The 23688-nt window shown below is 46.3% G+C and carries 18 protein-coding genes, 1 tRNA gene and 3 rRNA genes; 21 read left to right on the top strand and 1 reads right to left on the bottom strand.

Translation table 11 applies throughout. The features are described 5' to 3' along the window. Window positions 1-69: 69 nt before the first annotated feature. From OCU49_RS21000 to OCU49_RS20955, 10 genes are all read left to right on the top strand, one after another. A complete protein-coding gene (locus OCU49_RS21000) occupies window positions 70-504 on the top strand; it encodes a GFA family protein (protein WP_261842492.1) in 435 nt (144 codons plus the stop codon). 88 nt (window positions 505-592) lie between these two features. Then, the gene (gene ubiM, locus OCU49_RS20995) at window positions 593-1837 is read left to right on the top strand and encodes a 5-demethoxyubiquinol-8 5-hydroxylase UbiM (protein WP_261842491.1); all 1245 of its coding nucleotides are present in this window, start codon (window positions 593-595) and stop codon (window positions 1835-1837) included. 55 nt (window positions 1838-1892) lie between these two features. Next, window positions 1893-2651 carry a type 1 glutamine amidotransferase gene (locus tag OCU49_RS20990; RefSeq protein ID WP_261842490.1) on the top strand — a complete coding sequence of 253 codons (759 nt, stop codon included), beginning with the start codon at window positions 1893-1895 and terminating at the stop codon, window positions 2649-2651. A 133-nt stretch (window positions 2652-2784) separates the two neighbouring features. Further along, on the top strand, window positions 2785-3588 hold the full coding sequence (gene pssA / locus OCU49_RS20985) for a CDP-diacylglycerol--serine O-phosphatidyltransferase (protein WP_261842489.1): 804 nt from the start codon (window positions 2785-2787) through the stop codon (window positions 3586-3588). Window positions 3589-3608: 20 nt separating this feature from the next. Then, on the top strand, window positions 3609-4622 hold the full coding sequence (gene msrP / locus OCU49_RS20980; protein WP_261842488.1) for a protein-methionine-sulfoxide reductase catalytic subunit MsrP: 1014 nt from the start codon (window positions 3609-3611) through the stop codon (window positions 4620-4622). Further along, window positions 4613-5218, top strand: a complete 606-nt coding sequence (gene msrQ / locus OCU49_RS20975) for a protein-methionine-sulfoxide reductase heme-binding subunit MsrQ (RefSeq protein WP_261842487.1) — start codon at window positions 4613-4615, stop codon at window positions 5216-5218. Before msrP ends, msrQ begins: the two co-directional genes overlap by 10 nt. 700 nt (window positions 5219-5918) lie before the next feature. Then, on the top strand, window positions 5919-7031 hold the full coding sequence (gene coxB / locus OCU49_RS20970) for a cytochrome c oxidase subunit II (RefSeq protein WP_261842486.1): 1113 nt from the start codon (window positions 5919-5921) through the stop codon (window positions 7029-7031). A gap of 9 nt (window positions 7032-7040) precedes the next feature. Further along, window positions 7041-8624 carry a cytochrome c oxidase subunit I gene (gene ctaD / locus OCU49_RS20965; protein ID WP_261842485.1) on the top strand — a complete coding sequence of 528 codons (1584 nt, stop codon included), beginning with the start codon at window positions 7041-7043 and terminating at the stop codon, window positions 8622-8624. Between the two features lie 9 nt (window positions 8625-8633). Further along, window positions 8634-9206, top strand: coding sequence for a cytochrome c oxidase assembly protein (locus OCU49_RS20960; RefSeq protein WP_261842484.1), 573 nt, complete (start codon window positions 8634-8636; stop codon window positions 9204-9206). Then, window positions 9203-10087, top strand: a complete 885-nt coding sequence (locus OCU49_RS20955; RefSeq protein ID WP_261842483.1) for a cytochrome c oxidase subunit 3 — start codon at window positions 9203-9205, stop codon at window positions 10085-10087. Before OCU49_RS20960 ends, OCU49_RS20955 begins: the two co-directional genes overlap by 4 nt. Here the strand turns inward: OCU49_RS20955 and OCU49_RS20950 are convergent, their stop codons facing one another. Beyond that, complete coding sequence (locus OCU49_RS20950; protein WP_261842482.1) at window positions 10088-10309, bottom strand: twin transmembrane helix small protein; 222 nt, start codon at window positions 10307-10309, stop codon at window positions 10088-10090. Window positions 10310-10360: 51 nt separating this feature from the next. On the opposite strand from OCU49_RS20950, the gene OCU49_RS20945 reads away from it, so the two are divergent. From OCU49_RS20945 to OCU49_RS20895, 11 genes are all read left to right on the top strand, one after another. Beyond that, a complete protein-coding gene (locus OCU49_RS20945) occupies window positions 10361-11128 on the top strand; it encodes an SURF1 family protein (protein ID WP_261842481.1) in 768 nt (255 codons plus the stop codon). Further along, complete coding sequence (locus tag OCU49_RS20940) at window positions 11128-11577, top strand: redox-active disulfide-containing membrane protein (RefSeq protein ID WP_261842480.1); 450 nt, start codon at window positions 11128-11130, stop codon at window positions 11575-11577. The genes OCU49_RS20945 and OCU49_RS20940 overlap by 1 nt, the downstream gene beginning before the upstream one ends. Window positions 11578-11598: 21 nt before the next feature. Then, on the top strand, window positions 11599-12618 hold the full coding sequence (locus OCU49_RS20935) for a COX15/CtaA family protein (RefSeq protein WP_261842479.1): 1020 nt from the start codon (window positions 11599-11601) through the stop codon (window positions 12616-12618). After that, window positions 12605-13513, top strand: coding sequence for a heme o synthase (cyoE, locus tag OCU49_RS20930; protein WP_261842478.1), 909 nt, complete (start codon window positions 12605-12607; stop codon window positions 13511-13513). The genes OCU49_RS20935 and cyoE overlap by 14 nt, the downstream gene beginning before the upstream one ends. A 140-nt stretch (window positions 13514-13653) precedes the next feature. Beyond that, complete coding sequence (locus tag OCU49_RS20925; RefSeq protein WP_261842477.1) at window positions 13654-14256, top strand: Yip1 family protein; 603 nt, start codon at window positions 13654-13656, stop codon at window positions 14254-14256. Window positions 14257-14910: 654 nt separating this feature from the next. Next, a 16S ribosomal RNA gene (locus OCU49_RS20920) occupies window positions 14911-16450 on the top strand. A gap of 63 nt (window positions 16451-16513) precedes the next feature. Then, window positions 16514-16589 (top strand) — tRNA-Ala (locus tag OCU49_RS20915). 275 nt (window positions 16590-16864) lie between these two features. Beyond that, window positions 16865-19754: ribosomal RNA gene (locus tag OCU49_RS20910) — 23S ribosomal RNA — on the top strand. A gap of 161 nt (window positions 19755-19915) precedes the next feature. Then, window positions 19916-20031: ribosomal RNA gene (gene rrf, locus OCU49_RS20905) — 5S ribosomal RNA — on the top strand. Together the 16S, 23S and 5S rRNA genes with 1 tRNA gene alongside form the textbook arrangement of a ribosomal RNA operon. 444 nt (window positions 20032-20475) lie before the next feature. Further along, the gene (locus OCU49_RS20900; protein ID WP_261842476.1) at window positions 20476-21219 is read left to right on the top strand and encodes a 1-(5-phosphoribosyl)-5-[(5-phosphoribosylamino)methylideneamino]imidazole-4-carboxamide isomerase; all 744 of its coding nucleotides are present in this window, start codon (window positions 20476-20478) and stop codon (window positions 21217-21219) included. 287 nt (window positions 21220-21506) lie between these two features. Next, on the top strand, window positions 21507-23399 hold the full coding sequence (locus OCU49_RS20895; protein WP_261842475.1) for a propionyl-CoA synthetase: 1893 nt from the start codon (window positions 21507-21509) through the stop codon (window positions 23397-23399). Window positions 23400-23688 lie beyond the last annotated feature (289 nt).

The raw sequence follows: 23688 nt of genomic DNA, 5'->3' as shown, positions 1-23688 counted from the left end.
TTTTGGATTATATTCATTAATCGGTTTTACCAGGCTGTTTTTTAAAATCATAACTTGGGGAGGAATGTTATGCCGGACGTGCAAACAGAATCTGCAGATCAGGTAACTGGCAGTTGTCTGTGTGGTGAAGTGACCTATCAACTGGACGGTAATCTCGGGATTTTTCAGTACTGTCATTGCTCACGTTGCCGAAAGTTTACCGGCAGTGCGCATGCAGCAAATATTTTAGCCCGGCCTGAACAGTTTAGTTGGCTTAGCGGTCGCCAGCATATTGGTAAATATACGCCAGCAGACACTAAACATTTCACAACAGCTTTTTGTAAACATTGCGGATCGTCACTGCCCTGGTTGGCCAAGTCCGGTAAGGCCATGGTGATTCCAGCCGGTACACTGGATATACATCCGGGAATTGAGCCTCAGCAAAATGTTTTCCGGGCATCCGGAGCGGATTGGTATCAACCTGCAAGTGATTTGCCAGAATGGGATTGCTTGCCGGAAAAATAGCTTTCTCCAAGAAGCTTGATGCAGGTCGGTGTTTCAGAGCCATAGTGAGAGTAGGGTAATCGGCAAACTGAATAGGAGGTTGCTGGTTATGCATTACGATGTGGTGATTATTGGTGCCGGTCCTGCAGGGCTAAGTTTTGCCTGTTCGCTGAAACAGTCAGAGTTACGGGTATTGGTGATTGAAAAAAACAGTGAAGCAAATTTACAGGTACCTGCTGAAGATGGTCGGGAAATTGCGCTTACTCATCAATCAGTTGAGCTTATGCAGCGTAGCGGAGCTTGGCAGAAGCTAAAAGCTGAAGATATTGCACCTATTTGTGCAGCCCGCGTTGTAGATGGTGATTCAGATTACTCGCTTAATTTTGATAACCAGCGTCAGGATCTGGACGCGTTGGGCTATCTGGTGCCTAACTACGCTATTCGCCAAGCGTATTATGAGGCGACTATTGATGTTAACGAACAGCAGCAGATTACATTGCTGACGGATACTTCAGTGACTGATCTTGGCAGTGATGAAGAGCGTGCCTGGGTTGAGTTGTCGGATGGTCAACGGGTGCAATGTGACTTGCTGGTTTCAGCAGATAGCCGGTTTTCTGAGACTCGACGCAAGATGGGCATTGCCGCGACAATGAATGACTTTTCCCGCAGCGCTATTGTTTGTCGTATGGAGCATAGTGCTGATCATGAACAGACGGCTATAGAGTGTTTTCACTATGGTCGTACGTTGGCATTGCTGCCGATGTTGGGGAATCGTTCTTCAGTGGTCGTAACTGTTGGCAGTGAAGAAGCTGAAGCGATTCATAAAATGCCAGAACGGGAGTTCGAAGCGGATATCGAGCAGCGTCTAAAGGGACGGTTAGGGAGCATGAAACTTTGTGGTCCACGGCACTTATATCCGCTGGTGGGAGTACATGCAAAACGTTTTGTTGCCCAGAGATTCGCAGTCATAGGTGACGCCGCTGTAGGTATGCACCCGGTAACGGCGCACGGGTTTAATCTTGGCCTGAAAAGCCAGGAGATACTGGCGAAAGCTGTTGTAAATGCGGCAGGTAAAAATCAGGACGTCGGTGCTGCAAGATTATTGGATGCGTATCAAAGAAAGCATATGCTGGCGACCCGCCCTATATATCACGGCACTAATTTGGTGGTGGGTTTATTTACTGATGACCGTATACCGGCAAAACTGGCCCGTAAGTTGACTATGCGTTTGGCGAATAACTGTGCCCCGCTGAAACAAGTGATAACCGCTAAGCTTACAGAAAAAGGTTTACCAATACTTAAAGCACGATTACCTGATTTACCGTCGCCGCCAGGCTGGCTGCCAAGGTTTTAAGTTTTCAGGCTTCGCGCTATGATCAGGTGACCTTCAGCTACCGGGAAGTCACTCTATGTCTGTCACGAACACGCCGCATAAGCGCGAAAAAAGCCAGCTTAAAACTCTATTATTACAGATTCGTGATAGTCCGCAGGTACGTGAAGAAGAGCTCCAGAGCTTTGCTGCACTCAGTGGTCTGGATGTGTCCCAGATTGATGTTTTGAATGTATTCGATACGCCGGTTTTTCCGGAAACTGCTGCGGATAATTATGATGCGCTTTGGGTAGGCGGGGCCAGTGAAGCTAATGTGCTGAAGCCGGAAGAGTTTTCATTTATAGAGCCGAGTCTGAAATTGATCCAACACTGTGCAGACACTGATTTGCCGGTGTTTGCTTCCTGCTTTGGCTTTCAATTGGCTGTATTAGCACTGGGTGGGGAAATTCTGCATAAAGATGCAGATTTCGAAATGGGTAGCTTGCCTGTTTTACTGACACCTCAGGCAGCAGAAGATCCATTGTTTCACGATATCACTGGTGACTTTCTGGCTATATCTGTGCACCGCCAGTATGCCGCAGTATTGCCTTCACGCTGTCAGTTACTGGCGTATACCGATCAGTGTATGCATAGCTTTAGGGTCGATGGCCGGGATTTTTGGGCATTTCAGTTTCATCCTGAAGTGGATCGTGACACTTTGGTCGAACGTCTTACTTTTTATAAAGCGCATTACACTGACGGTGATGGTCAGCTTGACCGGGTATTGAGTTCAGCCCGGGAAACCCCTGTTGCTAATGCATTACCCCGTCGCTTTGTTGATAGGGTCCTACTCGCTTAAATTATCTCGAGCGTTGTTCGTCTATTTAGACTTTAACCGTAAATTCACTAGAACTGCTGTAGAAATTAGCTTTCATACAGGCACGGCAGTAGAATGTGCCGACTTTCTTAATAATATGCGGTGAAAACATATCATGATCGATCAGCACGATAATCAACACGCTGAAGACAACGGTTCTGCTAACCCACCTGAAAGCCCTGAAACTGCGCAGGAAAGCGTTAAGCCTCGCAGCCGTGGTATCTATCTGTTACCTAATCTGTTTACAACGGGTGCATTATTTTCTGGTTTCTACGCCGTTGTTGCCGGCATGAACGGAGATTTTGCTAATGCTTCCATTGCGATTTTTGTAGCGATGGTGCTTGATGGTCTGGATGGTCGTGTCGCCCGGATGACGAATACTTCAAGTGCTTTTGGTGCTGAGTATGACTCTCTTTCCGATATGGTGTCTTTCGGTGTTGCTCCGGCGTTGGTGAGCTTTAGCTGGGTGTTGAGTTCGGCGGGTAAGTTAGGCTGGTTTGCTGCTTTTATTTATGTGGCTGGTGCCGCATTGCGTTTAGCACGTTTTAATACGCAGATTGGCTCTGTGGATAAACGCTATTTTATTGGTTTACCAAGTCCTGCGGCGGCAGCGGCTGTTGCCGGGTTAGTGTGGGCCAGTGTTGAGTTTGATCTCGATGTTAGCGGTTATGCGTATTTAATTGCTGTTTATGTGGCACTTGTTGGCGTTCTGATGGTCAGTAATGTTCTGTATTACAGTTTTAAAGACGTTGATCCGAAAGGGAAAATCCCGTTTATGATTCTGCTGGCAATTGTGCTGGTGATTGGGGTTATTTCTATCAGCCCACCGATTATTTTGTGGTTGCTGATTCTCGGATACAGTTTGTCTGGTCCGTTATTATGGTTAGTACGCAAGCGTAAAACGCGCTCGTCGAGTTAATAATTCCCAAGGGGTGTTAAATGCTAATAAAAAAGCCTGATTCAATTAAGTCTTCGCAAATAACCCCCGAATCGATTTACCGTAATCGTCGCCAGTTTATGAAAGCCGGTCTCGGCCTGGCGGCGGTTTCTTCCCTTGGCTTGCCATCTCTGGCGCGAGCGCTTGAGTACGATATTCCTGCCGATTTGCCGCAGTATCCTGGTCCTGAATGGATGCGGGCTCAGTTGGCTGCTGCTGTGCGAAATGACGCTTTTTCTACGACAGAAGAGCCCGCGCCTTACTACAACGCGATTACGCATAACAATTTCTACGAGTTTGGTACAGATAAGCGTGATCCTGTTCGTAAAGCACAGGACTTCCAGACTGATCCCTGGACGGTCGAAATTGCTGGTGAAGTGGCTAAACCGGGTAAGTACAATCTGGAAGATATTCTTAAACCTCATGCGCTTGAAGACCGTATTTACCGTTTACGTTGTGTAGAAGCCTGGTCGATGGTGATTCCCTGGTTAGGGTTCCCGTTGGCTGATCTGATCAAGCGCTTTGAACCAACCTCAAAAGCAAAATTTGTTCGTTTTGAAACTTTAGTTGATAAAGAGCAGATGCCTGAGCAGGATAGTATTTTCTCCACCATCGACTGGCCGTATGTTGAAGGCTTACGACTGGATGAAGCCATGAACCCACTGACACTGATGGCAGTAGGGGTATATGGGAACGCATTACCACCGCAAAACGGTGCGCCGTTACGTTTAGTGGTACCCTGGAAGTATGGTTTTAAATCTATAAAGTCGATTGTGAAGATTGAGTTTGTAGAGGAAATGCCGGCTAGCAGCTGGAACATAATTGCCCCTGGTGAATACGGGTTCTTTGCCAATGTAAATCCAGAGGTTGATCATCCTCGCTGGAGTCAGGCGACTGAACGTCGCTTACCGTCTTCTTTGCTTTCCCCGAATATTGTTGATACCAAACCGTACAATGGTTATGGCGAAGAAGTTGCGCAAATGTATAAGGGGATGGATCTCAAGAAATGGTACTGAATTTACCATTCTCTTCTGTCGCTCAGATGCGCCTGCGTTGGTGGCTATTGTTTCTGTTACCACTGTGGCCGTTGGCAAACTTACTATTGCTTGGCTTCGGTAATGATCTGGGCACGGATCCTGCCAAGTTTATTGTTGATGAAATGGGCACCTGGTCGATTAATTTTCTGTGGATAACCCTGGCAATCACACCCGTGAGGCATTTTTTCGGCTGGGGTTGGGCACTTAAATTTCGCCGAATGATGGGCCTTTATGCATTATTTTATGCGGTGCTACATCTATTGGCGTTTGCAACTTTTCTGATTGGCTGGCGATCAGATTTGTTCTTCCGTGAACTGACAGAGCGTCCCTATATTGTTGTTGGTGCTCTGGCTTTAATTATCCTTATCCCTATGGGGATTACCTCAACTAAATCCATGATGCGAAGGTTGGGCAAGCGCTGGAAAACGTTGCACCGTTGGATATATCCCGCCAGTCTTTTGGTGATGTTGCACTTCATTTGGCAGATTCGTGCCAGCTTCTATGAACAATTGATTTATGGGCTGATACTGGCGGTATTATTGGGATATCGTCTATACCTTAAATATCAAAAATGAATATTCTATTCAGATGATAGCCTGCTGAAGTTGCGGTGAAGGTGAGCGGCTGAGTACTAAACGTTATGCACCTGGCCTGTAAGATTTTGGCTGGGAGGTAAAATGTTAAGTATTAATCTTATATCGGTATTGTTGCTTAGGTTTAAACGATTAGCACAGCTATGTTTCAAACTTTTGTTGGTCAGCCTGCATATAAGTACATCCGGATCAACTGGGCGTGATAAGAGGCTGCGTTCACCGTTACCATCTTTGCTGTTGAGTCTGCTATCCAGTTTAGCGCTTATCGCTGTTATTATTTTTATGCTCTACTGGTTACTCGTTGTCTTCCTGGGCTAGCGAATTAAAGCCCGTTGTTCTGAGTTGATACAGTATATTTAGTCTTTTGACTTGCTTTTAAAAGGGTTGATTCTTAGCCTGTTTTTGTCTGTTTTTTGAACAGTGAAGATATTTTTTTTCACTTTTTTTCTGGCGTTATCTTATTTTGCTGCGGCCCGTTATCCATGCTGGCTGAGGCATAACCTATCATGTGTTTCTTGCCACTCTGTATCCCGTTATCGGCGGACTGTCGCCTTGCCTGTGAATATCTGCTGCTATACTTCCTTCGACTAAGTTGTTAATTGCTGAAGAATAAAAAACAAAGAAAGGCCTTAGGCACAACCGTTTAATTTTACCCGTTATCCGGTAGCAAGGAGACCTCTGTATGCGATGCAACCGATTGGCCCTGCTGCTGTCAGGGTTTGTCATTTCGCCAGCTGTATTTGCGGAATGGGAAGTAAATCTGGTGAGAGGCGTGACTGAAATAAGTCATGCAATATTTGATCTTCATATGATTATTTTTTACGTCTGCGTCGCTATTGCGGTAGTGGTGTTTGGCGTGATGTTGTGGTCGATTATCTATCACCGTAAATCCAGGGGCGCTAAAGCTCAGCATTTTCATGAGCATCTCTGGGTGGAAGTTCTATGGACAATTGTTCCGTTCGGAATACTCGTCGCGATGGCAGTACCTGCCAGTCAAACACTCATTCAAATGTACGATAAATCAGAAGCGGATATTAATATTCAGGTCACTGGTTATCAGTGGAAATGGCGCTATCAGTATCTGGATCAGGATATTGATTTCTTCAGTAATCTTTCCACACCTCAGGATCAGATTAATAACAAAGCAACTAAAGGTGAAAACTATCTTCTGGAAGTGGATCAGCCACTGGTGATTCCTGTGGGTAAAAAAGTACGCTTTCTGATCACGGCTAATGATGTAATTCATTCCTGGTGGGTGCCTGCACTGGCGGTTAAACAGGATGCGATTCCCGGTTTTATTAATGAAGCCTGGACGGTCATTGATGAACCAGGAATTTATCGCGGCCAGTGTGCTGAGTTATGCGGACGGGATCATGGTTTTATGCCAATCGTTGTTGATGCAAGAAGTGAGGCGGATTATCAGCAATGGTTAGCTTCACAAAATCAGGCACAGGAAGCAGAGCAAGCTGCCGCGGATCAGACCTGGACAATGGAGGAGCTGATCACAAAAGGTGAGGCTGTTTATCAAACCAGTTGCATGGCGTGTCACCAGGCAAATGGTCAGGGCATACCAGGCGCATTCCCGGGATTGGTGAATACACCGTTGATGTCGGGTGATGGGCTGGAGCACGCAAGAATTGTAGTGCACGGCAGGGCAGGGACTGCAATGCAGGCATTTGGAGAGCAGTTAAGTGACGTCGACCTTGCCGCGGTCATTACCTATGAGCGAAACGCCTGGGGGAATGCTGGTGGAATGATTACACCGCAGCAAATCAAGCAGCTGAAAGAAGAGTAGGGGGCTGGTATGAGTACGCTCGAGCAAACGGCATCTACGGATCATCACCATGGCCCGGCTAAAGGAATAACCCGCTGGCTTTATACCACTAACCATAAAGATATAGGCACCATGTATCTGATATTCAGTTTGGTGATGTTTATGGTGGGTGGGTGCATGGCCTTAACTATCCGGGCTGAACTGTTTCAGCCCGGATTGCAGCTGATACAGCCTGAGTTTTTTAATCAGATGACCACTATGCATGGTCTGATTATGGTATTTGGTGCGGTTATGCCCGCATTTGTCGGTTTGGCTAACTGGATGGTACCGATGATGGTTGGGGCGCCGGATATGGCGCTTCCCCGTATGAATAACTGGAGTTTCTGGATCCTGCCCTTTGCCTTTAGCATGATGCTGATGACTTTATTTATGGAAGGCGGTGGCCCTAATTTTGGCTGGACGTTCTACGCGCCGCTTTCAACGACCTATGCGCCTCCGAGTGTGACTTTCTTTATTTTCGCAGTACATATGATGGGGATTAGTTCCATCATGGGTGCAATTAACATCATTGCGACAATTTTTAATTTACGTGCACCGGGAATGACGTTCATGAAGATGCCATTGTTCGTCTGGACATGGTTGATCACTGCATTCCTGCTAATTGCTGTCATGCCTGTGCTTGCAGGTGTGGTAACCATGATGTTGATGGATATTCATTTTGGCACTAGTTTCTTTAATGCGGCTGGTGGCGGTGATCCGGTATTGTTCCAGCATGTATTCTGGTTCTTCGGGCACCCTGAAGTTTACATCATGATATTGCCGGCATTCGGTATAGTGTCTGAAATTATTCCAACATTTGCCCGTAAGAAACTGTTTGGTTATACCTCGATGGTATATGCCACATCTTCAATTGCGATTCTTTCCTTTGTGGTTTGGGCGCATCATATGTTCACTGTCGGTATGCCATTGATCGGCGAGCTTTTCTTCATGTTCACAACGATGCTGATTGCAGTACCTACAGGTGTGAAGGTGTTCAACTGGATTGCCACAATGTTCAGGGGATCAATGACTTTTGAAACACCGATGTTGTTCGCTGTTGCTTTTGTGGTGCTATTTACTATCGGTGGGTTTTCTGGACTTATGCTGGCGATTGCGCCGGTGGATTTTCAATATCACGATACCTATTTCGTAGTCGCACATTTCCACTATGTGCTGGTGCCCGGTGCTATTTTCTCAATCATGGCTGCAACCTATTACTGGTTACCAAAGTGGACCGGTAATATGTATAACGAATCTATGGGGAAACTGCATTTCTGGTTATCTTTTATTGGCGTGAATATAACCTTCTTTCCGATGCATTTTATTGGTCTGGCGGGTATGCCGCGTCGAATTCCTGATTACGCACTGCAGTTTGCTGATTTTAATATGGTGGCTTCGGTGGGGGCTTTCCTGTTCGGCTTTTCACAACTGTTGTTTATCTACAATATTGTTTGTTGTGCGAAAGGCGGTAAAAAAGCTACTGACCGTGTTTGGGAAGGTTCGCACGGGCTTGAGTGGACGTTGTCTTCACCGCCGCCGTATCATAGCTTCAGTCAGCCTCCTAAAGTTGAGTAAGGTGACTTTATGGCTGAGCCTACCTCAACGCACCGTCGCCTGATTATTCGTCTGACACTCAGTTGTGTACTGATGTTTGGGTTCGGGTTTGCACTGGTGCCTTTGTATGACGTGTTTTGCCGTGTGACTGGGATTAATGGCAAAGTGTTGAATACCGGTCCGCTCCAGGAAGCCGTAGCCAGTGATATGAACCGAAGAGTGAAGGTACAGCTGATCGCGGTTAATAATGCTGGCATGCCATGGGGGTTTCGTCCAAGTGAATCCAGCATTGAGGTGTATATCGGCGAAATGAAGCAAACGGCCTATATTGCTTCTAATCCTACTGATCGCTATATGATTGCTCAAGCTGTTCCCAGCGTTGCCCCGGCGGAAGCAGCTCAGTATTTACAAAAAGTAAACTGCTTTTGTTTTGAACGACAGCCTTTGAATGCAAAAGAACAGCGGGAAATGCCATTGCTCTTTGTGTTAGATGACGAACTTCCCGAGCATATTAAAACTATAACGCTTTCGTATACCTTATTCGATATTACACCTGAAGATGCACTCGCCGCTGCGTCAGGCAGTGAGGAGGTTCAACTATGAGCAGTGCAACCTATTACGTTCCCGAAGAAAGCCGCTGGCCAATACTTGCATCTGTTGCTTTGTTTCTTATGGCTTTTGGTGCCGGCAATCTGATCAATGCATTATCTGCTGATGCAGGTGGAGGCATGGGATTAGTCATGCTGTTAATCGGCACATTAATGCTTGGGCTAATACTAGTTGGCTGGTTTGGTCATGTTATCAAAGAGAGCCATGCGGGGTTGTACTCTGCGCAAATGGACCGTTCTTTCCGCTGGGGAATGGGCTGGTTTATTTTCTCAGAAGTAATGTTCTTCGCGGCATTTTTTGGTGCTTTGTTTTATGTTCGCACTTTAGCTGTTCCCTGGTTAGGCGGCGAAGGTGAGAAAGGGACTGCGAACATGTTATGGCCTGGCTTTGAAGCAACCTGGCCGCTCTTTATTACACCTGATATGGAGTTGTTTCCGGGGCCGCAAGCAGTTATTGATCCCTGGCATGTGCCATTACTGAATACAGTTTTGTTGATAACGTCCAGCGTGACAGTGACCTTTGCTCACAAAGCTCTGAAGCAAGATAACCGGAGTGCGATAAAGCGCTGGTTGCTGATTACAATCCTGTTGGGAATTGTTTTTGTCTACTTTCAGGCCCTTGAGTATGCGGAAGCGTATAACGAACTGGGTTTAACGCTTCATGCGGGTATATATGGCGCTACTTTCTTTATTTTGACTGGGTTTCACGGCATGCATGTGACGTTGGGAACCTTAATGCTGATTATTATCTGGTTACGGATCCTTAAAGGTCATTTTGACAGTGAAAAGCACTTTGGTTTTGAAGCCGTGTCCTGGTATTGGCACTTCGTTGATGTGGTCTGGATTGGTTTGTTTCTGTTTGTTTATGTTTTCTGATTAGTTAGGTGATACAGGAAACGGGCTGCGAATCATTAGTTCGCCGGAGTAAACACCGTAAATAAGTAAGGCAAGAAGCAGAACGGTTAGGGTTATACGTACAGATAGTGCATGTATCGTTCGGTGAGATGCGCCCTGATCACGGACGAGGAAATACAAACCGGAAAATAATGAGTAAAGCACCGCGGCAAGCAATATCAGAATGGCAGTTTTTATCAGCATGATCTGGATACTCCGTGTGAAAAAAACGGAATCCGCTTAAGGGATACTGATATGAGTAAAGAACATAGCTGGGGTTGGTGCAAGCGAGTTGTATTTGGTGTGTTGTTAATTCTGGTACCGGTTATGTTGGGATTAGGTTTTTGGCAATTGGAGCGTGCTGAATATAAACAACAGATTTTGGACCGCTGGGAAGCAACCTTACCAACACTTTCTTATTTGCCTAGATTGATTGGTACTAACGCTGGGGAAGATGGAATAAAGGTAAAGTTGAAAGGGCGTTTGCTGGATCAGAAATTCATGTTTTTGGATAACAAGATTCGTCAGGGAAAGGCTGGTTATGAATTACTGGTTGTTTTGGAAGTGAAAGGGTCTCCTGAATATGTGTTACTGAATCTGGGTTGGCTGAATGCAGATGTGAACCGTAATAACTTACCCAAGATTGCTTTGCCTACTGGCGATATAGAGATTCAAGGTAGGTTGATTACGCCAGTAAAAGGTTTTTCCTTAGGAATAACGCAGTGGCAGGAGTATTGGCCGCAGCGTATCCAGCAGATTGATCTGCAAGCTATAAAAGATTCATTAGGGTTTGAACTTTATCCACAGGTAGTGCAAATGGACTTTCCTCTGGTCGCAGGCGTGCAGGTAGGCTGGTCGAGAGTGAATATGCCACCTGAGAGACATATAGGTTATGCGTTTCAGTGGTTCATGATGAGTTTTGCATTACTGATTTGCTTAATTGTGTTTGTTTGGCGAACTTCCGGTACAGCTAGCTGGATGAAACAAGTCAAAGTGACTGCGGCTAATAAAGGAGATAAGTAATGACAAAAATATCAAGTCTCTGGTTAATCGTTGGTGTAGCTGTATTGCCGTTATTTTTTGCCATGCTGAGCTATTTTGGCGGCTGGTGGCAGCCAGTTGGTAAAGTGAATAATGGCGCGCTGATTATTAGTCATGATACCGGGCTGTTGCCGTTAACTCCGGGAGAGCAGTTGAGTCCCAGTGGGCAATGGCAATTGGTTATGCTGAGCCCTGAATGTCAGACGGAATGCCAGGGCTGGATGCAGCGGTTAGAAAAAATAAAAACTGCCTTAGGAAAGGATGCTGATCGCATCGAGCCGCGTCTGGCGAATCTGGTGGCAGGTTCTGCTGAGAGTATCGTGTTACTAGATCCATTGGGTAATCTGGTGTTGAGTTACCATTTGGAACAGTCTCCCCGGGATATTTTGGATGATCTGAAACGGTTACTGAAAGTATCTAAAGTCGGTTGATTACAGCAAAAGGAGTCGAGTATGGCCCTGGAACAATGTAATCCTGAAAATAGCTGGCCAAGACGTATCTGCGTTTTGGCAATTCTCATGACGTTTATTGTTGTGTCGATGGGAGCATGGACCCGCTTGAATAATGCAGGTCTGGGATGTCCAGACTGGCCCGGTTGTTATGGTCAGATTGTGGTGCCCAGTACTCCATCGCAAATAGAAGCTGCAGAAAATACTTATGGAACGAGTGTTGATGTCAGCAAAGGTATGACCGAGATGGTGCATCGCTATCTTGCCTCGATTCTGGGTTTGCTGATTATGCTGCTAGCCTGGTTTGCCTATCGTCGGCGCTATATGCCCGGATACCCCAAGTATTTGTCATATGGTTTGTTAATGCTGGTGATTACGCAAGGGCTATTCGGCATGTGGACGGTAACTCTGAAACTGTTGCCTGTTGTCGTGACGCTGCATCTATTAGGTGGGCTACTAACCTTAAGTTTGCTGATTCGTCTTTATCAGAAACTGAATGCTTATAAGGCTAAACCTATAGCGTTGAATAAATCCAGTTTGCTGGTGGCTGGTGCTGTCGTTTTACTGTTTTCACAATTGATTCTGGGTGGTTGGACCAGTTCAAACTATGCAGGATGGTCTTGTCCACATTGGCTGAGTTGTTCAGATCAGCAGGCAGTCAGCTTGGATTTTAAAACCGGTTTTGACGTGTCTGCGCCTGTCGGACCTAACTATGAGGGCGGCATGTTACCGCTGGAGGCCAGGGCTGCGATTCAGATGACGCACAGAGGGGTAGCAGTACTGCTATGCATCTATTTACTGATTTTAACGACAATACTGTGTCGAAATCCTGTGCTGAGATGGCCGTTAGCTTGTGTGTTATTGGTTGTTTTTGCGCAGGTTGCTTTAGGGGTTGGGAATATCCTGTGGGGATTGCCGTTGGGATTAGCCATGGCGCATCACTCAGGGGCGGTCTTATTATTAGTCAGTTTGCTGTGGTTATATCAAAGAGTCAGAACGGAGGTGCACTATGTCACAGTCTAAATCCGTGATTAGTCTTGGTCGTTTTCAATGGCGTGATTATCTTGAACTCTGTAAACCCAGAGTCGTTGCAGTCATGTTGCTGACAGCGATAGTGGGTATGTTTCTGGCCCGGACAGAGCTGCCACCCTGGTACATCGTGCTGTGGGCGACCGTTGGTATCGGTTTAGCTTCCGGCGGTGCTGCTGCTGTTAATCATGTGCTGGATAATAAGATTGATGAAAAGATGTACCGCACCCGACGCCGGCCGTTACCTGAAGGGCGGTTATCACAACGGCAGGCGCTGTTATTTGCTGTGGTTATTTCAATTATTGGCTTAAGCATACTGGCCATTTTTGTTAATCCATTGACTGCACTGTTAACGTTATTTGCCCTGTTAGGTTATGCGGTGGTTTATACCGTATACCTGAAGAGGGCTACGCCACAAAACATTGTTATAGGCGGTATCGCAGGTGCAGCTCCTCCGTTGCTTGGGTGGGTCGCAGTGACCGGCAGTATTGAAGCTAACAGTCTATTATTAGTATTAATTATATTTGCATGGACACCACCGCATTTCTGGTCACTGTGTCTGGCCAGGAAAGCTGATTATCAAAATGCCGGTATACCAATGTTGCCGGTTACACATGGTGAGGCATATACAAAAATACAGATATTGCTGTATAGCCTGTTAATGGTGGCGACAACAGCTTTGCCGTATCTGAGTGGAATGAGTGGTTTGATCTATTTGCTGGGAATCAGCGTACTGAACATAAGGTTTCTGCACTGGGGATGGAAAGTATTCAGGGATGTAGCAGGTAGCCAGATGGCGATGTTCAGATACAGCATCTATTACATTATGTGGCTGTTTGTTGTTTTGTTAATAGATCATTATTCGATGGGATTAGTATTCGGACTCTAGAGGAAAGATGAGTGTCTGACGGAGCGGCGACAGGTTACTGACCTAGCTGCGCAATTGAGGCGAGAGTACGCTTAACACCGAAACCGAAAGTCGGTCATAGCCAACTGATACGCCTTAAATTCAAAATTAGGAGAAGTATCATGTTTATACATCATATGGTTGGCATGTTTCACCACCCGAAAGAAGAGTGGGGATCAATTCATAAAGAACGCTATAGCATAGCGCATGTGTTTATGGCGCAAATCAGCATCCTTGCAGCGATACCAGCTGTAAGTATGTTTATAGGTACAACCCAGGTAGGTTGGAGTTTAACGGGTAATGATTTTGTTAAGCTTACAGTGACAAGTGCATTATCTGCAGCCATAGCATTCTATTTTGCTTGCTGGGTAGCCGTAGCCTTTATTGCCTACGCCATACACTGGATGGAAAAAACATACGGTGGTCATGTAAACATGAATGAGTGTTTGATACTTACGACATTCACTGCAACGCCATTGTTTATGTCTGGATTAGCAGGTCTGTATCCAATGTTATGGTTTAACGTGCTGGTTGGTTTAGGAGCACTTTGTTATGCCGTGTATCTCTTATATGTAGGTGTGCCCGTTATCATGGAAATTCCTGAAGATCGCGCCTTCTTCTTTTCGTCTTCAATTTTAACGGTAGGGCTGTGTACTATGGTCGGTATGATTGTTACCAGTGTGTTGTTATGGCAAACAGTTATTCCGCTTGGTTACGTGTCCTGAATGAGAGCGATAGAGTAATAGTTATTTAAAATATCGCTTACAGTCAGGCAGTAATTATCCAGAACCTCGCTTTAGAAAGCGGGGTTTTTTTATGTCTGTAGTTATAGCTAAGTTTAGTTATAAGTTTGACCATAAAAAGCCGCGATTTTTGCAGTGCAAAAACTAATTACAATTATTGCTCAAAAGGCTGTTGACTCTTTTCAGTTGGTCCCTATAATACGCCCCCACATTGAGACGCAAGACAGCGGCAACGCAGACAGCAGACACAATGAGAAACAAAGTAACTCACTGATAAACAGCTTGTTTTGAAGTTCGAGTGAAATGCTTCGACCGGAACGAAAGTTTGTTTTTCCGGTTTTGAAACATTCTGCGGAATGATTCAAAATCTTCTGAAAATAAGCGTTGACTTCCACCGGGTGTTGAGTAGAATACGCACCTCGCTTGAGACGACAGCAACCACGGTCAACACCGACTGCTGAGACGGATTAAGCAACGCTCTTTAACAATTTGATCAGATAATTCGTGTGGGCGCTTGTTGAGATGAAGCACAAAAGCTTTATCAAAGATAAGCAACCTAGTGAATTCATTTATGAGATTTACAAAGTTAGTTTAACTTTGAGCTAGATTTAAGACACTGTTTACAGTGTCGAAATTAAACTGAAGAGTTTGATCATGGCTCAGATTGAACGCTGGCGGCAGGCTTAACACATGCAAGTCGAGCGGTAACAGGGGTAGCTTGCTACCCGCTGACGAGCGGCGGACGGGTGAGTAACGCGTACGAATCTGCCTAGTAGTGGGGGATAGCCCAGAGAAATTTGGATTAATACCGCATACGCCCTACGGGGGAAAGCAGGGGACCTTCGGGCCTTGCGCTATTAGATGAGCGTGCGTCGGATTAGCTAGTTGGTGGGGTAATGGCCTACCAAGGCGACGATCCGTAGCTGGTCTGAGAGGATGATCAGCCACACTGGGACTGAGACACGGCCCAGACTCCTACGGGAGGCAGCAGTGGGGAATATTGCACAATGGGCGCAAGCCTGATGCAGCCATGCCGCGTGTGTGAAGAAGGCCTTAGGGTTGTAAAGCACTTTCAGCAGTGAGGAAAGGTTAGTAGTTAATAACTGCTAGCTGTGACGTTAACTGCAGAAGAAGGACCGGCTAACTCCGTGCCAGCAGCCGCGGTAATACGGAGGGTCCGAGCGTTAATCGGAATTACTGGGCGTAAAGCGCGCGTAGGTGGTTATTTAAGTCAGATGTGAAAGCCCTGGGCTCAACCTAGGAACTGCACCTGATACTGGATAACTAGAGTACAGAAGAGGGTAGTGGAATTTCCTGTGTAGCGGTGAAATGCGTAGATATAGGAAGGAACACCAGTGGCGAAGGCGACTACCTGGTCTGATACTGACACTGAGGTGCGAAAGCGTGGGGAGCAAACAGGATTAGATACCCTGGTAGTCCACGCCGTAAACGATGTCTACTAGCCGTTGGGACACTTGATGTCTTAGTGGCGCAGCTAACGCACTAAGTAGACCGCCTGGGGAGTACGGCCGCAAGGTTAAAACTCAAATGAATTGACGGGGGCCCGCACAAGCGGTGGAGCATGTGGTTTAATTCGACGCAACGCGAAGAACCTTACCTACTCTTGAAATCCTGCGAAGTCGGAAGAGATTCTGATGTGCCTTCGGGAACGCAGTGACAGGTGCTGCATGGCTGTCGTCAGCTCGTGTTGTGAAATGTTGGGTTAAGTCCCGTAACGAGCGCAACCCTTGTCCTTATTTGCCAGCACTTCGGGTGGGAACTCTAAGGAGACTGCCGGTGACAAACCGGAGGAAGGTGGGGACGACGTCAAGTCATCATGGCCCTTACGAGTAGGGCTACACACGTGCTACAATGGCCGGTACAGAGGGCTGCAATCCTGCGAGGGGGAGCTAATCTCACAAAACCGGTCGTAGTCCGGATTGGAGTCTGCAACTCGACTCCATGAAGTCGGAATCGCTAGTAATCGTGAATCAGAATGTCACGGTGAATACGTTCCCGGGCCTTGTACACACCGCCCGTCACACCATGGGAGTGGATTGCACCAGAAGTAGCTAGCTTAACCTTCGGGAGGGCGGTTACCACGGTGTGGTTCATGACTGGGGTGAAGTCGTAACAAGGTAGCCCTAGGGGAACCTGGGGCTGGATCACCTCCTTAAACGATAGCGGATTCTCAGCAAGCGTTCACACGAATTATCTGATCAGTTGTAGAGTAAGTACTGGGGCTATAGCTCAGCTGGGAGAGCGCCTGCTTTGCACGCAGGAGGTCTGCGGTTCGATCCCGCATAGCTCCACCATTTCTCATGCCTTGAGAGTGGTTAGTACTTAAGATTTGTATTTGAGAATACAAAAGCTAATACATGAAAATCATGTGTATTACCTTTTGTCTTTTTTTAGACAGAACGCTCTTTAACAATTTAAATCCTGTAAAAAACGAGAATTAAGAAGTAAAAAATGTACAAGCGCTAATCCGGCGTAAATGTATCGTTACTTCAGCGTTATTTACTTTGTATAAAGTAGATGGCTATGAAGTTTTATCAGTCACTTTGAATCAGACCCTTTTGGGTTATATGGTCAAGTGACTAAGCGTGCACGGTGGATGCCTTGGCAGTCAGAGGCGATGAAGGACGTGGTAACCTGCGATAAGGTTTGGGGAGTCGGTAAACAGGCTTTGATCCAAACATTTCCGAATGGGGAAACCCACCCAGTGTAAGCTGGGTATCTCTTGAGTGAATACATAGCTCTTGAGAGGCGAACTCGGGGAACTGAAACATCTAAGTACCCGAAGGAAAAGAAATCAACCGAGATTCCCCTAGTAGCGGCGAGCGAACGGGGACCAGCCCTTAAGCTGTGTTGTAGTTAGTAGAACGCTCTGGAAAGTGCGGCCGTAGTGGGTGATAGCCCCGTATACGAAAACTTATACACAGTGAAATCGAGTAGGACGGGACACGTGATATCCTGTCTGAACATGGGGGGACCATCCTCCAAGGCTAAATACTCCTGACTGACCGATAGTGAACCAGTACCGTGAGGGAAAGGCGAAAAGAACCCCTGTGAGGGGAGTGAAATAGAACCTGAAACCGTGTACGTACAAGCAGTGGGAGCGGACTTGTTCCGTGACTGCGTACCTTTTGTATAATGGGTCAGCGACTTAATTTCAGTAGCAAGGTTAACCGTTTAGGGGAGCCGTAGGGAAACCGAGTCTTAATAGGGCGTGTAGTTGCTGGGATTAGACCCGAAACCGAGCGATCTATCCATGGGCAGGTTGAAGGTTGAGTAACATCAACTGGAGGACCGAACCGACTGTCGTTGAAAAGCCAGCGGATGACTTGTGGATCGGAGTGAAAGGCTAATCAAGCTCGGAGATAGCTGGTTCTCCTCGAAAGCTATTTAGGTAGCGCCTCATATCTCACCTACGGGGGTAGAGCACTGTTTCGGCTAGGGGGTCATCCCGACTTACCAACCCGATGCAAACTCCGAATACCGTAGAGTGCAATTATGGGAGACACACTGCGGGTGCTAACGTCCGTTGTGGAAAGGGAAACAACCCAGACCGTCAGCTAAGGTCCCAAAGTTATGGTTAAGTGGGAAACGATGTGGGAAGGCTCAGACAGCTAGGAGGTTGGCTTAGAAGCAGCCACCCTTTAAAGAAAGCGTAATAGCTCACTAGTCGAGTCGGCCTGCGCGGAAGATATAACGGGGCTCAAACCATACACCGAAGCTACGGACGCAACTTGTTTGCGTGGTAGAGGAGCGTTCTGTAAGCCGTTGAAGGGAAAGCTGTAAGGCATCCTGGAGGTATCAGAAGTGCGAATGCTGACATGAGTAACGATAAGGGGGGTGAAAAACCTCCCCGCCGGAAGACCAAGGGTTCCTATCCAATGCTAATCAGGGTAGGGTGAGTCGACCCCTAAGGCGAGGCCGAAAGGCGTAGTCGATGGGAAACAGGTTAATATTCCTGTACTTCTTGTTATTGCGATGGAGTGACGGAGAAGGCTAGGCCATCACGGCGTTGGTTGTCCGTGTTTAAGGCTGTAGGCTGGGGAATTAGGAAAATCCGGTTCCCTAAGGCTGAGAGTCGATGACGAGTCCTCTTTTGGACGAAGTGGTTGATGCCATGCTTCCAGGAAAAACTTCTAAGCTTCAGATAACAAGAAATCGTACCCCAAACCGACACAGGTGGTCAGGTAGAGAATACCAAGGCGCTTGAGAGAACTCGGGTGAAGGAACTAGGCAAAATGGTACCGTAACTTCGGGAGAAGGTACGCCCCTGACGGTGATGAGACTTGCTCTCTAAGCTGTTGGGGGTCGAAGATACTAGGTGGCTGCGACTGTTTATTAAAAACACAGCACTCTGCAAACACGAAAGTGGACGTATAGGGTGTGACGCCTGCCCGGTGCTTGAAGGTTAATTGATGGGGTTAGCTTCGGCGAAGCTCTTGATCGAAGCCCAAGTAAACGGCGGCCGTAACTATAACGGTCCTAAGGTAGCGAAATTCCTTGTCGGGTAAGTTCCGACCTGCACGAATGGCGTAACGATGGCCACACTGTCTCCACCCGAGACTCAGTGAAATTGAAATTGCGGTTAAGATGCCGTATATCCGCGGCTAGACGGAAAGACCCCGTGAACCTTTACTATAGCTTCGCAGTGGACTTTGATATTACTTGTGTAGGATAGCTGGGAGGCTTTGAAACTTGGACGCTAGTTCGAGTGGAGCCAATCTTGAAATACCAGCCTGGTACTATTGAGGTTCTAACGCAGGTCCCTTATCGGGATCGCGGACATTGTGTGGTGGGTAGTTTGACTGGGGCGGTCTCCTCCTAAAGAGTAACGGAGGAGTACGAAGGTGCGCTCAGCATGGTCGGAAATCATGCATCGAGTATAAAGGCATAAGCGCGCTTGACTGCGAGACTGACACGTCGAGCAGGTACGAAAGTAGGTCTTAGTGATCCGGTGGTTCTGTATGGAAGGGCCATCGCTCAACGGATAAAAGGTACTCCGGGGATAACAGGCTGATACCGCCCAAGAGTTCACATCGACGGCGGTGTTTGGCACCTCGATGTCGGCTCATCACATCCTGGGGCTGAAGCCGGTCCCAAGGGTATGGCTGTTCGCCATTTAAAGTGGTACGCGAGCTGGGTTTAGAACGTCGTGAGACAGTTCGGTCCCTATCTGCCGTGGACGTTTGAGATTTGAGAAGAGTTGCTCCTAGTACGAGAGGACCGGAGTGAACGAACCTCTGGTGTTCGGGTTGTCATGCCAATGGCATTGCCCGGTAGCTATGTTCGGACAGGATAACCGCTGAAAGCATCTAAGCGGGAAGCCCCCTTCAAGATGAGATCTCACTGGGACCTTGAGTCCCCTGAAGAGCCGTTCAAGACCAGGACGTTGATAGGCTGGGTGTGTAAGCGTTGTGAGGCGTTGAGCTAACCAGTACTAATTGCTCGTGAGGCTTGACCATATAACGCCAAAAGCGTTTGGTTGTGTGATTACACAACACGGATCAAGTGATTGATGAAGATACATTGCTGCAAAGCATGTTGGATTAGAGTTTGTACATCATCTTAAGACTCGGATTAGCCTGAAGAAGGCATACAGGATTTTTATTGTTACAGTTTTTTGCTTGGCGACCATAGCGAGATGGAACCACCCGATCCCTTACCGAACTCGGAAGTGAAACGTCTTAGCGCCGATGGTAGTGTGGGGATTCCCCATGTGAGAGTAGGTCATCGCCAAGCACCTATTTAAGAAACCCTGCTACGTTGTAGCAGGGTTTTTTTTCGTCTGCAGAAAAGTCAGGTCTTCAGTTGTTCAAGCTCACCTGTTTGAAAATCCAGCGACGTTTTAGAACGTTATTATGGCCAGAAAGGCTTTGGTGGTTTAAGGAAAATTCAGTCTGTCAGGCCAGGAAGAAATGTTAACAGAGATGATTTTGATATTATTCTCGTAATGATTAAATAATGAGTGAAGTGAATTTAGATCCATAAAATTGATGTTGTTGTGAATGATTACCAAGTCGTTGTAAATTTTTTAGACAGTAGTAGCGAAATTATTGATTTATTTTGCTTTTTTCTACCGTCAATGCCTGTTACCGACAGTCTTTCATGGGGAAATTTAAAATTTTCGTCTATGCTTAATTATGTTTTTTCGAGTGAGCGCTAAAAACAAATTGGAGGCAAGGAATGATTATTTTTCCTGATATCGAGATACTAGATGGTAAGTGTGTAAATTTGCAGCATGGACATTTAGAAAGTCCAATTCAGTATGATGTAGATCCAGTTGAAGCCGCATTAAAATTTGTAGAACAAGGAGCTACATATCTACACCTTGTTGATTTAGATGGTGTCATGCGGGGTGAAAAGCATAATGCAGATATTATTTGTGAAATCATTGATAAGGCAGGAGTGCCAGTTCAGGTAGGTGGTGGTATCAGCACGATGACATCCGCTCAATGGTGGTTTGATCACGGTGCCAAGCGAGTTGTGTTAGGTACAGCAGCTGTAATGGATCGTCATTTTTTAAGCGAAGTATGCGCACATTACCCTGGTCGGGTAGTTGCGAGTATTGATGTTAAAGATAATCACGTAATGGTTAATGGCTGGCGTGACTCTACTGCATTCACACCTTTAGAGGTTGGGCATGCATTGCAGGATTCAGGTATTTGCGCGTTAATTTATACCGATATTAATTACGATCTTGATCATGCTGAAGCGACACTGGCAACTACAACAGAAATGGCAAGTGAGCTGCGTATTCCGGTAATCTCCAGCGGTACGGTTAAGTCTCTGGATGATATTTCACGCTTACAACTGTTGCCTAATATTGCTGGTGCGATTGTCGGTAGAGCATTCTTTAACGGCGCTGTTTCTATGGAAGACGCGTTGAGAGTAGCATCTCAGGATGTACCGAATCCTGCCATGATGTAAATTTTAGTCGTTACTAATTGATAAAAAAGCGGAGCATATGCTCCGTTTTTTTATGTCATTTACTTTTGCGGTTTTGATTTATTGTCGACAATGATTTTGTTTTTGGTATTAATTTCATGATTAATTATGAAATTTACTCAATATGGTCGACAATTTAGCCTTATGTCGTAGTTTCTTTGCTGTCTTTATCTATTAGAGTATCTGTAACGTCTGAGTCAGGTCCGGCTGTGCTCGGCAGATAATTTGTGTGAGAAAGTACAACAATAATAGAGAAGAGGCCGCTTGAAATGTCGTATATCGCCGAATATTCAAAGTCAGTTGAAACGCCAGAATTGTTTTGGGCAGAAAAGGCCGCTCAACTGAGCTGGTATAAAGCACCACAAACGATTCTCAGTAAAGACGATAACGGCATCGATCGCTGGTTTGTGGATGGTGAGTTAAATACGGCATATCTGGCGCTGGACTATCACGTAGAAGAAGGCCGTGGTAATCAAACTGCATTGATATTTGATTCACCAGTGACTGGCCAGAAGCGGCAGTATAGTTACACAGAGCTACGTGATGAAGTAGCAAAATGTGCCGGTGTTTTGCGCGATAGCGGTGTAACAAAAGGTGATCGGGTTGTTATCTATATGCCTATGGTCGCGGAAGCCGTTATTACTATGTTGGCTGTTGCCCGTTTGGGTGCTATTCATTCAGTAGTGTTTGGCGGCTTTGCGCCTAAAGAGCTTGCCGTACGTATAGAAGATGCCGCGCCCAAGGTAGTTGTTTCGTGCTCCTGTGGCATCGAAATCAGCAAAATCATTGAGTATAAACCGCTTCTGGATGAGGCTATTGAGCGTTCTAGGCATAAACCTGATGCCTGCATAATATTGCAACGCCCCCAGGCTGTAGCCAGCATGACTGATGGGCGTGATGTTGATTGGCATGACGCAATGCAGAGTACAGTGCCTGCTGCATGTGTGCCGGTTAAAGCGACAGATCCTTTATATATCCTCTACACATCCGGTACTACGGGGAAGCCTAAAGGTGTTGTACGTGATAACGGTGGTCATGCTGTCGCACTTAAGTACAGCATGAAGGCTATTTATAATATGGAGCCGGGAGAAGTGTTTTGGGCCGCCTCTGATGTGGGGTGGGTGGTAGGTCATTCATACATTGTCTATGGGCCACTTCTGGCGGGTTGTACGACAGTAGTCTATGAAGGTAAACCTATTAAGACTCCTGATGCGGGGGCATTTTGGCGTGTTTGCTCTGAATATAAGGTCAAAGCGTTATTTGCAGCACCCACAGCCTTTCGAGCGATTAAGAAAGAAGATCCCGAGTCAGTTTGTCTGGCTGAGTATAATTTAAGCTCGCTAGAGACTGTTTTTATGGCAGGTGAGCGGCTGGATCCTCCAACATATGAATGGACGAAAGCGACGCTGAATAAGCCTGTTGTTGATCACTGGTGGCAGACGGAGACTGGTTGGGCTATTTGTGGAAACTTAACAGGTGTTGAGCATCTGGATCCTAAACCTGGTTCATCAACAGTACCTGTGCCGGGTTTTAATGTACAAATTCTGGATGCTGAAGGGAATCAACTACCTGACGGTGAACAGGGAAGTATTGCCCTTAAACTGCCTTTACCGCCAAGTTGCTTGCCGACTGTCTGGGGGGATTTTAACCGGTTTAAAGAGGGGTATTTGTCAGAGTATCCAGGGTATTACTGTTCCGGTGATGGTGGCTATAAAGATGAAGATGGCTATGTTTTCATTATGGGCCGTACTGATGATGTCATAAATGTGGCTGGCCACCGTTTATCCACTGGCGAAATGGAAGAGGTTGTTGCTGGCCATCCTGCAGTTGCCGAGTGTGCGGTGATTGGTATTAATGATAGCCTCAAAGGTCAGCAACCTATTGGATTGGTACTGTTAAAAAATGGTGTGGAGCTTGATGAGGCAGAACTTGAGGCCGAGCTGATTGCAATGGTTCGAAAGCAGATAGGTGCCGTTGCTAGCTTTAAAAAGGCTGTAGTGGTGCAACGCTTACCGAAAACCCGTTCGGGTAAAATTCTGCGTAAATTACTGCGTCAGATTGCTGATAAAGAGGATTATTCGATTCCTTCGACGATAGATGATCCTGCGAGTTTACCTGAAATTGAAGCCATAATGGATCGACGAGGTCTGATTTCTCAGTAGTTAATAGTGATGCTTTTTTAGCTTGAATAAAGGCAGTTTTTACTGCCTTTTTTGCTGGAGAAAAATCAGAGTTTATATATTTACCTGTTGGCAAAAAAAATACTTAATCACGCCTAACTAGCAGCTAAATTCACGTTACTTTCATTAAAGCTGCGTTTTTTTCACATTTTTAGTGAACGCTTGGCTGGTCAAATGGTTTTTTTTTGAAAAAAGCCTGATGTCCTGCTTAAAACTTATCCAAATAGACGCAAAGTTCTGTATAATAGCGCGCAATTTACGCCCACATAGA

It is taken from the genome of Aliamphritea ceti, from assembly GCF_024347215.1.
GTDB classification, from domain to species: Bacteria; Pseudomonadota; Gammaproteobacteria; order Pseudomonadales; family Balneatricaceae; genus Amphritea; species Amphritea ceti.
Note: the sequence above shows the minus strand (reverse complement) of the source record. Positions and strands in the feature narration are given on the sequence as shown.